We start from the raw sequence: 12,472 nt of genomic DNA on the forward strand, positions 1-12,472 counted from the left end.
GCTCATTCCGCGAGGGTCCCCAGCTTTTCGGCCAGAAACTTGCGGGCGCGCTGTTCGGCGATCCGCACGCGCACGGCGGTGCGGAAGGCCTCTTCGGTGGTGGGTGAGGTCGCGCCGATCACGGCAGCAACCTCGTCGGGCAGACGGTCGTCTCCCAGCGTTTCCATGGCGGCGATCACGTCGATGGCCAGCTTGTCGGCAAGGTCTTCGGTGATCGACATGGCTTAGCGGCTGTTCTCGGTCAGGCGGCGTTTGACGTAACCGCTGACGTGGTCGATCATCGGCTCCATGTGGGGCTCTTCAAAGAAGTGGCCCGCACCTTCCATCTGCTCGTGAGTGATGGTGATGCCCTTCTGTTCCTGCAGCTTTTTCACCAGCGAGACCGTATCAGCGGGCGGCGCGACGCGGTCGGCGGTGCCGTTGATGATCAGACCCGAGCTGGGGCAGGGCGCAAGGAAGCTGAAGTCGTACATGTTCGCCGGCGGAGCGACCGATACAAAGCCGGTGATCTCGGGGCGGCGCATCAGAAGCTGCATACCGATCCACGCGCCGAACGAGAAGCCCGCAACCCAGCAATGCTTGGAGTTCGAGTTCATGGACTGCAGGTAATCGAGTGCCGATGCGGCATCCGACAACTCGCCCACGCCCTGGTCGTACTCACCCTGGCTGCGGCCGACGCCGCGGAAGTTGAAGCGCAGCACCGTAAAGCCCATGTTATAGAAGGCGTAGTGCAGGTTGTAGACGACCTTGTTGTTCATCGTGCCGCCGAATTGCGGATGCGGATGCAGGACGATGGCAATCGGGGCGTCACGGTCTTTTTGAGGGTGGTAGCGGCCTTCGAGGCGGCCTTCGGGTCCGGGGAAAATGACCTCGGGCATGGGCTGACGCTCTCCTGAATATTGGGGTCGGGAATTCTTGACGGAATTGCTCAACCACCTTAGAAGGGTTCTAAATCCGGATCTGACGATCGGTTGTGTGCACTGCGATGTAAGCGTTGGGGCTGCGCACGTCAATCTATTCGCCGTGGGGGTGACCAATGAAACTGAGCACTAAAGGCCGTTATGCAATGGTTGCGCTGGTCGATCTGGCCCTTCAACCCGAGGATCATCTGGTTACTCTGGGTGAAATCTCGAAGCGGCAAGACATTTCGCTGCCCTATCTGGAGCAGCTGTTCGTGAAACTGCGCCGTGCGGGGCTGGTTGAGTCGGTGCGCGGGCCCGGAGGCGGGTATCGTCTGGCGCGCTCGGCGTCCGATATTCGGGTGGCAGATATTCTGGGTGCGGTCGATGAGACGGTGAGTGCGATGCACAAAGGGGCAGGGGCATCTGGTGCGCTGTCGGGATCGCGGGCGCAGTCGCTGTCGAACCGTCTGTGGGAAGGGCTGAGCGCCCATGTCTATGTTTTCCTGCACCAGACCCGTTTGCAGGACGTGATCAAGAACCAGCTGGCCCCGTGCCCTGCGGTGCCGAACCTGTTCGACGTGGTGGACGAGTGATGACTGTTGAATGGGGGCGCTGCCCCCGTCGCTGCGCGACTCCCCCGGAGTATTTTGACCAAGAAGAAGGACTGGGGCTGTGAAGCGCGTCTATCTGGACTGGAATGCGACCACGCCTTTGCGGCCCGAGGCCAAGGCGGCGATGATTGCGGCCATGGATGTGGTCGGCAACCCGTCGAGCGTTCATGCCGAGGGGCGTGCGGCGAAGTCTTTGGTCGAGAAGGCGCGGGCGCAGGTGGCGTCGGCACTGGGGGCAGAGGGAGCGGATGTTGTTTTTACCTCTGGGGCGACCGAGGCGGCGGCGCTGGCTTGCGCCGGGCGCGGGCTGAAGGGCGCGGCGGTCGAGCATGATGCGGTTGCGGCTTGGGTTTCGGCGGAGTTGCCTGTGTCGGCTGATGGGGCGGTGCGCGTGGATGATCCGGCGGGATCGGTGCTGCAACTGGCCAACAGCGAGACCGGTGTGTTGCAGACGCTGCCCGAGGGGCTGGCTGTCAGTGATATGACGCAGGCCTTTGGCAAGGTGCCGTTCGCGTTCAACTGGAGCGGAGCGCAGATGGGTCTGGTGTCGGCGCACAAGCTTGGCGGGCCTAAGGGCATTGGCGCTTTGGTTCTGCGGCGCGGTCTGGATGTGGAGAGCCGCATCAAGGGCGGCGGTCAGGAAATGGGCCGCCGGTCGGGGACTGAAAATGTCATCGGAATGGTCGGTTTTGGGGCAGCCGCCGAGGCCGCGGCCCGTGATCTGGCCGATGGCGTTTGGGAACGGGTTGCGGAAATTAGAAATATTCTAGAAAACGCTCTGGAAGATGACTCGGAGTTGCCTATTTTTGTCGGGAAAGGGGCGGAGCGCCTGCCGAACACCACTGTGGTGGCGGTTCCCGGATGGAAGGGCGAGACGCAAGTGATGCAGATGGATCTGGCCGGTTTTGCGATCAGCGCCGGATCTGCGTGCTCGAGCGGGAAGGTGCGCGCCAGCCGCGTGCTGACTTCGATGGGATTTGACGAGGCCACAGCCAGCGGTGCGATCCGCATCAGTCTGGGGCCGGATGTAACGGAAGAGGACGTGCTGCGCTTTGCGGATGCATGGGGCAAGCAGTTCAGGAAATTTCGCGCCCGCGGGGCGTGAACGGTATGCGAACAGGAGGGACGCCAATGGCAACCTTGGATGAAGAGATCCGCGAGGGCGTGGATCGGGAAACGGTCGAAACCGTCCGCGCGATGGGCGGGGCCTACAAGTATGGCTGGGACACCGACATCGAGATGGAATACGCCCCCAAAGGCGTGAACCCCGATATCGTACGTCTGATTTCCGAAAAGAACGGCGAGCCCGAGTGGATGACCGAATGGCGTCTGCAAGCGTTCGAGCGTTGGGAGCAGATGGAAGAGCCTGATTGGGCGATGGTCACCTATCCCGAGATCGATTTTCAGGACCAATACTACTATGCCCGTCCCAAGAGCATGGAGACCAAGCCCAAGTCCTTGGACGAGGTCGATCCCAAGCTGCTGGCGACCTATGAAAAGCTGGGTATCCCGCTGAAGGAACAGATGATCCTTGCCGGGATCGAGGGCGCCGAGAACGCGCCGTCCGAGGGCCGCAAGGTTGCCGTGGACGCGGTGTTTGACTCGGTTTCCGTGGGTACCACCTTTCAGGCCGAACTGAAGAAGGCCGGCGTGATCTTCTGCTCGATCTCCGAAGCGATCAAAGAGCACCCCGAGCTGGTGAAGAAGTATCTGGGCAGCGTTGTACCCGCGACCGACAACTTCTACGCCACCTTGAACAGCGCGGTCTTCTCGGACGGCTCGTTCGTGTACATTCCGCCGGGGGTTCGCTGCCCGATGGAACTGTCCACCTATTTCCGCATCAACGCTGAAAACACCGGCCAGTTCGAGCGCACCCTGATCATCGCGGACAAGGGCAGCTATGTGTCGTACCTTGAGGGCTGTACCGCCCCCCAGCGTGACACCGCGCAGTTGCACGCCGCTGTGGTCGAGATCATCATCGAAGAAGACGCCGAGGTGAAATACTCGACCGTTCAGAACTGGTTCCCCGGGGACGAGAACGGCAAGGGCGGCATCTATAACTTTGTGACTAAGCGCGCCGATTGCCGTGGCGACCGCGCCAAGATCATGTGGACCCAGGTGGAAACCGGCTCGGCTGTGACGTGGAAATACCCGTCCTGCATCCTGCGCGGCAACGAAAGCCAGGGCGAGTTCTACTCGATCGCCATCGCGAACAACATGCAGCAGGCGGACACCGGCACCAAGATGATCCATCTGGGCCGTGACACCAAATCGCGCATCGTTTCCAAAGGGATCAGCGCGGGCAAGGCGCAGAACACCTATCGCGGTCAGGTCACCATGCACCCCAAGGCCAAGAACGGCCGCAACTACACCCAGTGTGACAGCCTTCTGATCGGGGACCAGTGCGGCGCGCACACCGTTCCCTACATCGAGGTCCGGAACAATTCGGCCCGCGTGGAACACGAGGCGACCACCAGCAAGGTGGACGACGATCAGCTGTTCTACTGCCGTCAGCGCGGCATGGACGAGGAAGAGGCCGTGGCGCTGGTCGTCAATGGCTTCTGCAAAGAGGTGCTTCAGGCTCTGCCCATGGAATTCGCCATGGAAGCGCAGCAGCTGGTTGCAATCTCTCTGGAAGGCTCGGTGGGATAATGGATCGCGGCCCTGAGGCAGGTTCCGGTATTCGGAACCATTACTCTGGGGCCGCGCTCAAAGAACGGTTCAGTCTGCGCCTTGTGTTCGGACTGATCCTCTTCACACTGATGGTTGCGACGGCGGGGATCACGCTTCTGTTCGGGAAGCTGTTCGGACTGGAAGGCAAGACACAGGCCCTGATGTTCATGGTTCTGTTCTATCTGGTTCAACCGATCGTCATAGGAACTGTTTTTATCGTGCGGTCCTTCCGCCGGAACAAAACCCAAGAGATGCAACGCAGGGATATGGACCTGCACCGCAAGGAGATGAAGTGATGATCGTGACCACCACACCCTCTGTCGAAGGTTACCAGATCGCCGACTACAAGGGCATCGTCACCGGCGAGGCCATCCTCGGCGCGAACGTGTTCCGCGATATCTTTGCGGGCATCACCGACATCATCGGTGGCCGGTCCGGTGCCTATGAGAAATCGCTGGCCGAGGCCCGCGAAACCGCTTTGGCCGAGATGGAAGAGCGCGCCCGTGCCCGTGGTGCGAACGCTGTCGTCGGCGTCGATCTGGACTACGAAGTAATCAACAACATGCTGATGGTCTCGGCCTCGGGCACCGCCGTGGTGCTGGGCTGATCCGACCTTAGAAGGAACGAAAAAATGCTGGAAATCAAAAACCTGCACGTCAAACTTGAAGACGAGGACAAGCAGATCCTGAAGGGTCTGAACCTGACTGTCGAAACCGGCAAGGTCCACGCGATCATGGGGCCGAACGGCTCGGGCAAGTCGACCCTCAGCTACGTTCTGTCGGGCCGCGATGGCTACGAAGTGACCGAAGGCTCGGCCACCATGGACGGCTTTGACCTGCTGGAAGCGGAAACCGAAGAGCGCGCCGCCGAAGGCCTGTTCCTGGCGTTCCAGTACCCCGTGGAAATCCCCGGCGTGTCGAACATGACCTTCCTGCGCACCGCACTGAACGCACAGCGCAAGGCCCGCGGCGAAGAGGAAATGTCGGCGACCGACTTCCTGAAGATGGTCCGCGAAAAGGCCAAAACCCTGAAGATCGACGGCGACATGCTGAAGCGCCCCGTGAACATGGGCTTCTCGGGCGGCGAGAAGAAGCGTAACGAGATCCTGCAGATGGCAGTACTGGAGCCCAAGATGTGCATCCTCGACGAGACCGACTCGGGCCTCGACGTGGACGCGATGAAGCTGGTTTCCGACGGTGTGAACGCCCTGCGTTCCGAAGGCCGCTCGTTCCTCGTGATCACCCACTACCAGCGCCTGTTGGACCACATCGTTCCTGACGTTGTGCACATCATGGCGAACGGCCGCATCATCAAGACCGGTGGCCCCGAGCTGGCTCTGGAAGTCGAAAAGAACGGCTACGCAGACCTGCTGGCGGAGAACGCGTAATGGCGATCAAACGAGCACAGCTGAAGCAGCAGAAACAGGACGCTCTGGCCGCGCGCCAGCCCGCCTTGTCGATGCCCGAAGGCGGCGAGTGGATTACCGCTGCCCGCAAAGATGCCGCTGGCCGTCTGGACGCGATGGGTCTGCCCATCCGCCGCGACGAATACTGGAAATACACCCGCCCCGATGCGTTCACCTCGGCTGAACCGGTTGCTGCGGCGCTGGCCGAAGATGCTGGCACGCAGGTTTTCGAGGGCGTGGACGTTCTGACCGTTGTCTTCCGTGACGGCGCGTTCGATGCGGATGCCTCTGACGCGCTGGCGCTGGACGGTGTGGAAATCAGCCGCTTGGCCGATGCCGCGCAAGCTGACATCCACTGGGCCAAGGACATCTACGGCGCGCTGGAAACCGCAGGGCAGGACCCCGTCGAGCGTCCGCTGGCGGCCCTGAACACCGCCTATGCGACCGATGGTCTGGTGATCCGTGCCACCGGCGCGGCAGCGAAGCCGATCCACGTGGTCTACGAGCGCAGCTCTGACACCTCGGACGTGGTGCTGCACCACGTGATCAAGGTCGAAGAGGGCGCATCCGTGACCCTGCTGGAAACCGGTGCCGCTGGTGCCCGCGCCAACACTGTGACCGAAGTCACCGTGGCCGACACCGCAGCCTTCCACCACGTGCGCAGCCAAGGCCGCGATCAGGAACGTCAGCTGCTGACCCACATGTTCGCGCGTCTGGGCTCCGAGAGCACTTTCAAGTCGTTCACCCTGACCCCGAACGGCAAGATGACCCGCAACGAATGCATCCTCGAGCTGACCGGCGATGACGCGATTGCCCACGTGGCAGGCGCGCTGATGGCGGACGGTAAGGACGTGCATCAGGACGACACCATCTTTATCACTCATGACGCCGTGAACTGCGAAAGCCGTCAGGTGTTCAAGAAGGTGCTGTCGAACGGTGCAACCGGCGTGTTCCAGGGCAAAATCCTGGTCAAGCAGGGCGCTCAGAAGACCGACGGTTACCAGATCAGCCAGTCGCTGCTTCTGGACGAGGACAGCCAGTTCCTCGCCAAGCCCGAACTGGAAATCTATGCCGATGACGTGGCGTGTTCGCACGGCTCGACCTCGGGTGCGATTGACGAGGATGCGCTGTACTACCTGCGTGCCCGTGGCGTGCCCAAGCGCAAGGCGCAGGACCTGATGGTTCTGGCCTTCTTGGCCGAGGCGGTGGACGAGATCGAATCCGAAGAGCTGCGCGAAGCGATCCTGCGTCGCATCCGCGCGTGGCTTGATCTGGAAGACGATCTGTAATGTCGGTCACTCAGGATATGGTCGCGACCTATCGCCGGCCCGGACAGGTGTTCACCCGCCTGTCCAGCATGGGCCAGCGCGAGGATCGCGCCCTTTTCTGGCTGATTGCGGGCTGCGGGCTGACCTTTGTTGGCCAGTGGCCCCGCATTTCCCGAGAGGCCGTGACTACCGGTCAGGACTTTACCGAGGCCATGACCGGCCCCCTGATGGCGTGGGTCTTTTTCGCGCCGCTGCTGTTCTATGTGCTGGCGGGGGTGCTGCACCTGATCGTCCGCATCATTGGCGGCAAAGGGAAATCCTATGGCGCGCGGCTGGCGCTGTTCTGGGGCTTTTTCGCCTCGGTTCCGCTGCTGTTGCTCCATGGCCTGACCGAAGGGCTGGCCCCCGGCAAGGGCGTGACCGCGGTTGGCACGCTGTGGGTTGCGGCCTTCTTTTGGTTCCTGATCAGCGGGCTGCGTGTGGCCTACTGGACGGGCCCACTTGCCACAGGGACAGTTGACGCATAGGCAAGGGCCATGACTCTGAACGTTTCTCTCGTCTGGCAAACCATTCTAGCGACCTTGCGCGACCCCGATGCGGTGGCCGCGCAACTTTTGTCTTTGAACCTGTCGTCCAAGGCCGTCTGGCATCTGTTCGGCCTGACCATCATCGCCAGCGTGATGATGTTCTATGGCACCGAGCTGCTGCTTCCGACCGGACTGGGGCAGGTGATCCCGCCGTTTACGCTGGTGGTGATGATGACCGCCAACCTGTCGGTGCTGTCCTTTGCGATGCTGGGAACCGGCCGCGCCCTCGAGGGGAACGCGCGTCTAGACCAGATCGTTCTGGTGCTTAGCTGGATGCAGGTCATGCTGATTGCCCTGCAAATCCCGCAGAGCGTTCTATCCTTGGCCATCCCGTCGCTGGGGGATGTCTTTTCCTTGATGGTCGTTTTCTATGCCCTGTGGCTGACCGTCAGATTTGTCAAAGTTGCGCACGGGTTTGAAACGCTCGGCCGCGCCATTGCCTCGGTTGTTCTGGCCTTTACGGGCATTACATTGGGCTTGGTCGTGCTGATGTCGCTGCTCGGCGTGTAATTTCTATCGGAGGCTCTGCCCATGTTTGATGTAAACGCCATCCGCGCCGAATTTCCGATCCTGTCGCGGCAGGTGAACGGCAAGCCGCTGGTCTATCTGGACAACGGTGCCAGCGCGCAGAAGCCCCAAGTGGTGATCGACGCCATCACCCGCGCCTATTCCGAAGAATATGCGAACGTCCACCGCGGCCTGCATTTCCTGTCGAACCTTGCGACCGAGAAATACGAAGGTGTGCGCGGCATCGTCGCCCGTTTCCTGAACGCCCCGAGCGAAGACGAAATCGTCATGAACACCGGTACCACCGAGGGGATCAACACGATCGCCTATGGTTGGGCCATGCCCCGTATGCAAGCCGGGGACGAGATTGTCCTGTCCACGATGGAGCACCACGCCAACATCGTGCCCTGGCATTTTTTGCGTGAACGTCAGGGGGTTGTGCTGAAATGGGTCGATCCCGAAGCAGACGGCAGCCTTGATCCGCAAAAGGTCATCGACGCCATCGGTCCCAAGACCAAGCTGATCGCCATCACCCAGATGTCGAACGTGCTGGGAACTGTGGTGGATGTGAAAACCATCTGTGCGGCGGCTCGTGAGCGAGGCGTGCCGGTGATGGTCGATGGCTCTCAGGCGTCGGTTCACATGCCGGTCGATGTTCAAGACATCGGCTGCGATTTCTATGCAATCACTGGCCACAAGCTTTATGGCCCCTCGGGCTCTGGCGCGATTTTCATCGCCAAGGATCGTCTGGCCGAGATGCGTCCTTTTATGGGTGGCGGCGATATGATCCGCGAGGTGTCCAAGGACGCTGTCAGCTATAACGACACCCCCATGATGCTCGAGGCCGGCACCCCCGGCATCGTCCAGCAGATCGGTCTGGGTGTGGCGCTGGAGTGGATGATGGGCGTTGGCATGGCGAACATCGCGGCCCACGAAGCCAGTTTGCGCGACTATGCGCAGGAGCGTCTTTTGGGCCTGAACTGGCTGCAGGTGCAGGGCAAGGCACCGGGCAAGGGCGCGATCTTCAGCTTTACTATGTCGGGGGCGGCCCATGCCCATGACATCTCGACCATCCTCGATAAAAAAGGCGTTGCCGTCCGCGCGGGCCACCACTGCTGTGGCCCCCTCATGGAGCATCTGGGCATCACCGCCAGCTGCCGCGCGTCCTTTGCCGCCTACAACACCACCGCCGAGGTGGACGCTCTGGTCGACGCGCTGGAGCTGGCTCAGGAACTGCTTGGATAATTTTGCGATTGCGGGGCCTTAGCGGTCCCGCTATACCGCATCACGACGCACCCATAGCTCAGCTGGATAGAGCGCTGCCCTCCGAAGGCAGAGGCCAGGGGTTCGAATCCCTTTGGGTGCGCCATTTTCCCCTTACTTTTCATCGACTTGTGTTGCGTTCTGTCGCGGCCGTTAAGGCGCCCATGCTATCCGTATGGGTCGCAGGCATCCTTATTGCGGATTGGTCTATAGGGTTTTCGCGATATGTCGTTCCCTTGGACAATATCTTAGCAAATTCCCGGGGGATCCAATGGCTGAAATCGCGATGTTTCCGAACTCTGAACTCCATCAGGGGGCGGATCAGGCTCAGCGTGATAAGGCTATTAGTGGCATCGCCAGACGCGTTGGCGGCCTGAGCGTTGCGGTCGCCGAAGTTTCTGGCGACGTGAATGACACCGCAGACCGCGTCAAAGAACAGGCCGAACGGTTTCGCGGCATCCATGGCCGTGCCCTGCAGATGTCAGAGCAGAGCCGGGTCGTCAGCAGTGCCGCCGAGCGTGCGCTGGACATCTCTCAGCAGGCCGAGGGCCGGATGGCGGAAACCAGCGGCAACCTGAACTCTATGGTGGCGAACGTGACCCGCCTGACCGAGCAGGTCAGCCAGATGTCCGCTCAGCTCGAGGGGCTGCAGGCTGCGCTGGATCAGGTCGCCAAGGTGTCGCGCCATGTGGCGGGGATTTCCCGTCAGACGAACCTGCTGTCGCTGAACGCCTCGATCGAGGCGGCGCGGGCAGGGCAACACGGCCGTGGCTTTATGGTCGTCGCGGGCGAGGTCAAGGAACTGTCGAACCAGGCGGGGCAGGCGACTTCGGAAATCTCGGACACGATCGATCAGTTGAACAAGGAACTGGCGGAACTGCGGGGCAATGCCTCGACCGCGGGCGAACTGGCGGGCCGCATCCGCGAGCAGACCACCGGCGTCGAGGGCGAGATCGACGCGATCCCCGTGACCTTGGGCAAAGTGCGTTCGGCCCAGCAGGATATCGTGGCGGCCTCTGGGGTGATCGACGTGTCGATCAAGGACACCCAGAATGACATCGACGCGCTGATCGTCAACGTCGAACAATCGGCGGGCAGTCTGGCCAAGGCCAACGACGCCCTTCTGCAGATCAACGAGGGCGCGGAAACCCTGACGGCCCTGTCGGCCCAACTGGGGGTCGAGACCTTTGATACTCCCTATATCGAGGTCGTCAAACGGGTCGCCGACGGGATTTCCCAAGCCTTGACGAGCGCGGTCCGCCACGGTCGGATCGGAGAGCGCGAGCTTTTCGATGACAACTACATCGAGGTTCCGGGCAGCGATCCCAAGCAGCACATGACCCGCTTTACCCACCTGACCGATGCGCTTCTGCCGTCCTTTCAGGAGCCGATGCTGGAATTCTCGGACAAGGTGGTGTTCTGCGCGGCGATTGACCGGAACGGTTATATCCCGACTCACAACCTGAAATTCGGCCAGCCCCAGCGGTTCGGTGACCCCGAATACAACGCCAAGCATTCGCGGAACCGCCGGATTTTTAACGACCGCGTGGGTCTGGCGGCGGGACAGAGCAAGCGTCCGTTCCTGCTGCAAGCCTATCGCCGCGACATGGGCAATGGCGAGTTCAAGATGATGAAGGACGTTTCGGCGCCGATCATCGTGAACGGGCGGCACTGGGGCGGTCTGCGGCTGGCCTATCTGTGCGATTGAGCATCTGCCCTAACCGATGGGGTGGGGCGGGTATCCGGAATGCTCCGGCAGGTGCCGTTAAGAGATTATTCTTAATTTGGGTGCAGTTTGCGAAAATGGACTCGGGGGAATTGGTGGGAACGGACTATGCACATGAACCATTTTGACAGGCATTCGGCACCCGCGCGCGTCGCTGTGGCGCGTAACCAGTATGGCGGGTCCTATCAGGATTTCGGCCGCCACTACGGCTATGACCGCATGGAGATGATGGTCATCCAGCGCAAGATCACCCGCAGGCTGTATATCGGCCTTGCCGGACTTGGGGCAGGGGCGCTGGTGCTGGCGTGGGTTCTGGGGCTGGCTGGCTGAGGCGCCCACATCGCAATCGGAAACAGGTCGCTTTCGGGCGGCCTTTTTGTTTTTGCGCAATTGGGTGGGTAGGGCACCTTAGGTCGTGAACTAACTGACCCAGTAAATTCTGAATAGATCAGAACCTTCAAAGCACAGTCGCACCGGGGATCAAAACATGCCCCACATCCCGGGTCTTCTTGATCTCGTGGCCTTGGATGCGGGAAAGCACCATTTCGGCGGCCAGTTGGCCGATCCTCAGATGGGGCACGGCGGTCGAGGTTAACCGGACGGGCTGGATGGCGGCGATCGGCATGTCGCCCCAACCGGCGATGCCGATGTCCTCTGGAATACTCATCCCCAATTTCTGGCAGTAGTGAATACCGCCAACCGCTAGGTTGTCGTTCTGGTAATAGATCACCTCGACGCCGCGATGCGCCGCAAGCAGCTGCTCGGTCCCGTAATGACCAGGATAGAAGCCCGGCACATCCCGCAGAAGCACCGGCTGGACCAGCGTGCCTCCGGCGTCCTCGATGGCTTTGCGATAGCCGGACAGGCGCGCCGCAGCGGCATTTGCGGTCTGGTGAAAGGTGCCAACGTAGCCGAAACGCTGGTAGCCGCGTTCGGCCAGATGCCGTCCCATCGCATAGCCGCTGTCGAAATGGTCCAGACCCACGCACATGTCGATCGGGCTGGAGTTGTAGTCCCAAATCTCGACCACGGGGATGCCCGCGCCGCGCATCATATGGACGGCCTTGGGGCTGTGGGCCCGCCCTGTCACGATCAGTCCGGCCGGTTTCCACGACAGCACTGTTTCGATCCAGCGTTCCTCTTGGTCGAGGGAATGCTCGTTCATCCCCAGCATGGTCTGATGCTGATAGGCGCCCAGTTTGCGGTCGATCCCTTCGAGCACTTGGGTGAAAATCTCATTGCCCAGACCGGGGATCGAGACCCCCACAAACGTGGAACTGGTATCGCCCGCAAATACCGTCGCCAGTCGATTCGGCAGGTAGCCCAGGCGCTCGACCTCGGCCATGACTTTGTCGCGGGTCTGCTCGGAATAGCCGCCTTCTTCGCGCAGCACACGCGAGGCGGTCATTTTCGACACCCCCGCCGCCGCTGCGACCTCCGCGAGGCTTACCTTGCTGTTCTTGTTCACTTTTCCAGTTGCCTGTTTCTAGGGTCCGACACCTACGTTACGGGTAACTTATTTATATTGAC

15 protein-coding genes and 1 tRNA gene are annotated in these 12,472 nt (G+C 61.2%); 13 read left to right on the forward strand and 3 right to left on the reverse strand.

Annotated features, from left to right (window positions below):
* Nucleotides 1-2: 2 nt before the first annotated feature.
* A complete protein-coding gene (locus HJ536_RS10340) occupies nt 3-221 on the reverse strand; it encodes a hypothetical protein (RefSeq protein ID WP_177157631.1) in 219 nt (72 codons plus the stop codon).
* Between the two features lie 3 nt (nt 222-224).
* Nucleotides 225-878, reverse strand: coding sequence for an alpha/beta hydrolase (locus HJ536_RS10345; RefSeq protein ID WP_176853188.1), 654 nt, complete (start codon nt 876-878; stop codon nt 225-227).
* Nucleotides 879-1,036: 158 nt separating this feature from the next.
* On the opposite strand from HJ536_RS10345, the gene iscR reads away from it, so the two are divergent.
* The 13 genes from iscR to HJ536_RS10410 all read left to right on the forward strand — a co-directional run bounded on the left by iscR (nt 1,037) and on the right by HJ536_RS10410 (nt 11,272).
* Complete coding sequence (iscR, locus tag HJ536_RS10350; RefSeq protein ID WP_176853187.1) at nt 1,037-1,495, forward strand: Fe-S cluster assembly transcriptional regulator IscR; 459 nt, start codon at nt 1,037-1,039, stop codon at nt 1,493-1,495.
* A gap of 79 nt (nt 1,496-1,574) precedes the next feature.
* A complete protein-coding gene (locus HJ536_RS10355) occupies nt 1,575-2,618 on the forward strand; it encodes an aminotransferase class V-fold PLP-dependent enzyme (RefSeq protein ID WP_177157632.1) in 1,044 nt (347 codons plus the stop codon).
* Between the two features lie 26 nt (nt 2,619-2,644).
* On the forward strand, nt 2,645-4,165 hold the full coding sequence (gene sufB, locus HJ536_RS10360; protein WP_177157633.1) for a Fe-S cluster assembly protein SufB: 1,521 nt from the start codon (nt 2,645-2,647) through the stop codon (nt 4,163-4,165).
* Nucleotides 4,165-4,482, forward strand: coding sequence for a hypothetical protein (locus HJ536_RS10365; RefSeq protein ID WP_177157634.1), 318 nt, complete (start codon nt 4,165-4,167; stop codon nt 4,480-4,482). The genes sufB and HJ536_RS10365 overlap by 1 nt, the downstream gene beginning before the upstream one ends.
* Nucleotides 4,482-4,793, forward strand: coding sequence for a heavy metal-binding domain-containing protein (locus HJ536_RS10370; RefSeq protein ID WP_176853183.1), 312 nt, complete (start codon nt 4,482-4,484; stop codon nt 4,791-4,793). The genes HJ536_RS10365 and HJ536_RS10370 overlap by 1 nt, the downstream gene beginning before the upstream one ends.
* A gap of 24 nt (nt 4,794-4,817) precedes the next feature.
* On the forward strand, nt 4,818-5,573 hold the full coding sequence (gene sufC / locus HJ536_RS10375) for a Fe-S cluster assembly ATPase SufC (protein WP_176853182.1): 756 nt from the start codon (nt 4,818-4,820) through the stop codon (nt 5,571-5,573).
* Nucleotides 5,573-6,880, forward strand: coding sequence for a Fe-S cluster assembly protein SufD (gene sufD, locus HJ536_RS10380; protein WP_177157635.1), 1,308 nt, complete (start codon nt 5,573-5,575; stop codon nt 6,878-6,880). Before sufC ends, sufD begins: the two co-directional genes overlap by 1 nt.
* Nucleotides 6,880-7,386: a YIP1 family protein gene (locus HJ536_RS10385; RefSeq protein ID WP_177157636.1), complete on the forward strand. Its 507-nt coding sequence runs from the start codon at nt 6,880-6,882 to the stop codon at nt 7,384-7,386. The genes sufD and HJ536_RS10385 overlap by 1 nt, the downstream gene beginning before the upstream one ends.
* 9 nt (nt 7,387-7,395) lie before the next feature.
* Entirely contained in the window at nt 7,396-7,956 is a 561-nt protein-coding gene (locus HJ536_RS10390; RefSeq protein WP_177157637.1) for a YIP1 family protein, read from the forward strand.
* A gap of 21 nt (nt 7,957-7,977) precedes the next feature.
* Nucleotides 7,978-9,198, forward strand: a complete 1,221-nt coding sequence (locus HJ536_RS10395) for a cysteine desulfurase (protein ID WP_177157638.1) — start codon at nt 7,978-7,980, stop codon at nt 9,196-9,198.
* 47 nt (nt 9,199-9,245) lie between these two features.
* Nucleotides 9,246-9,322 (forward strand) — tRNA-Arg (locus HJ536_RS10400).
* A gap of 165 nt (nt 9,323-9,487) precedes the next feature.
* Entirely contained in the window at nt 9,488-10,924 is a 1,437-nt protein-coding gene (locus tag HJ536_RS10405) for a methyl-accepting chemotaxis protein (protein ID WP_228028690.1), read from the forward strand.
* A 132-nt stretch (nt 10,925-11,056) separates the two neighbouring features.
* Nucleotides 11,057-11,272, forward strand: a complete 216-nt coding sequence (locus HJ536_RS10410) for a hypothetical protein (protein WP_177157639.1) — start codon at nt 11,057-11,059, stop codon at nt 11,270-11,272.
* Between the two features lie 127 nt (nt 11,273-11,399).
* On the opposite strand, the gene HJ536_RS10415 is transcribed toward HJ536_RS10410, so the two are convergent.
* The gene (locus HJ536_RS10415; protein WP_338081962.1) at nt 11,400-12,410 is read right to left on the reverse strand and encodes a LacI family DNA-binding transcriptional regulator; all 1,011 of its coding nucleotides are present in this window, start codon (nt 12,408-12,410) and stop codon (nt 11,400-11,402) included.
* Nucleotides 12,411-12,472 lie beyond the last annotated feature (62 nt).

Source organism: Donghicola mangrovi (assembly GCF_013377535.1).
Classification (GTDB): Bacteria; Pseudomonadota; Alphaproteobacteria; order Rhodobacterales; family Rhodobacteraceae; genus Donghicola; species Donghicola mangrovi.

Bases quoted from the DNA above. Each gene is read 5' to 3' on its own strand.
- HJ536_RS10340 (WP_177157631.1), bottom strand. From the start codon at position 221: ATGTCGATCACCGAAGACCTTGCCGACAAGCTGGCCATCGACGTGATC.
- HJ536_RS10345 (WP_176853188.1), bottom strand. From the start codon at position 878: ATGCCCGAGGTCATTTTCCCCGGACCCGAAGGCCGCCTCGAAGGCCGC.
- iscR (WP_176853187.1), top strand. From the start codon at position 1,037: ATGAAACTGAGCACTAAAGGCCGTTATGCAATGGTTGCGCTGGTCGAT.
- sufB (WP_177157633.1), top strand. From the start codon at position 2,645: ATGGCAACCTTGGATGAAGAGATCCGCGAGGGCGTGGATCGGGAAACG.
- HJ536_RS10365 (WP_177157634.1), top strand. From the start codon at position 4,165: ATGGATCGCGGCCCTGAGGCAGGTTCCGGTATTCGGAACCATTACTCT.
- HJ536_RS10370 (WP_176853183.1), top strand. From the start codon at position 4,482: ATGATCGTGACCACCACACCCTCTGTCGAAGGTTACCAGATCGCCGAC.
- sufC (WP_176853182.1), top strand. From the start codon at position 4,818: ATGCTGGAAATCAAAAACCTGCACGTCAAACTTGAAGACGAGGACAAG.
- sufD (WP_177157635.1), top strand. From the start codon at position 5,573: ATGGCGATCAAACGAGCACAGCTGAAGCAGCAGAAACAGGACGCTCTG.
- HJ536_RS10385 (WP_177157636.1), top strand. From the start codon at position 6,880: ATGTCGGTCACTCAGGATATGGTCGCGACCTATCGCCGGCCCGGACAG.
- HJ536_RS10390 (WP_177157637.1), top strand. From the start codon at position 7,396: ATGACTCTGAACGTTTCTCTCGTCTGGCAAACCATTCTAGCGACCTTG.
- HJ536_RS10395 (WP_177157638.1), top strand. From the start codon at position 7,978: ATGTTTGATGTAAACGCCATCCGCGCCGAATTTCCGATCCTGTCGCGG.
- HJ536_RS10405 (WP_228028690.1), top strand. From the start codon at position 9,488: ATGGCTGAAATCGCGATGTTTCCGAACTCTGAACTCCATCAGGGGGCG.
- HJ536_RS10410 (WP_177157639.1), top strand. From the start codon at position 11,057: ATGAACCATTTTGACAGGCATTCGGCACCCGCGCGCGTCGCTGTGGCG.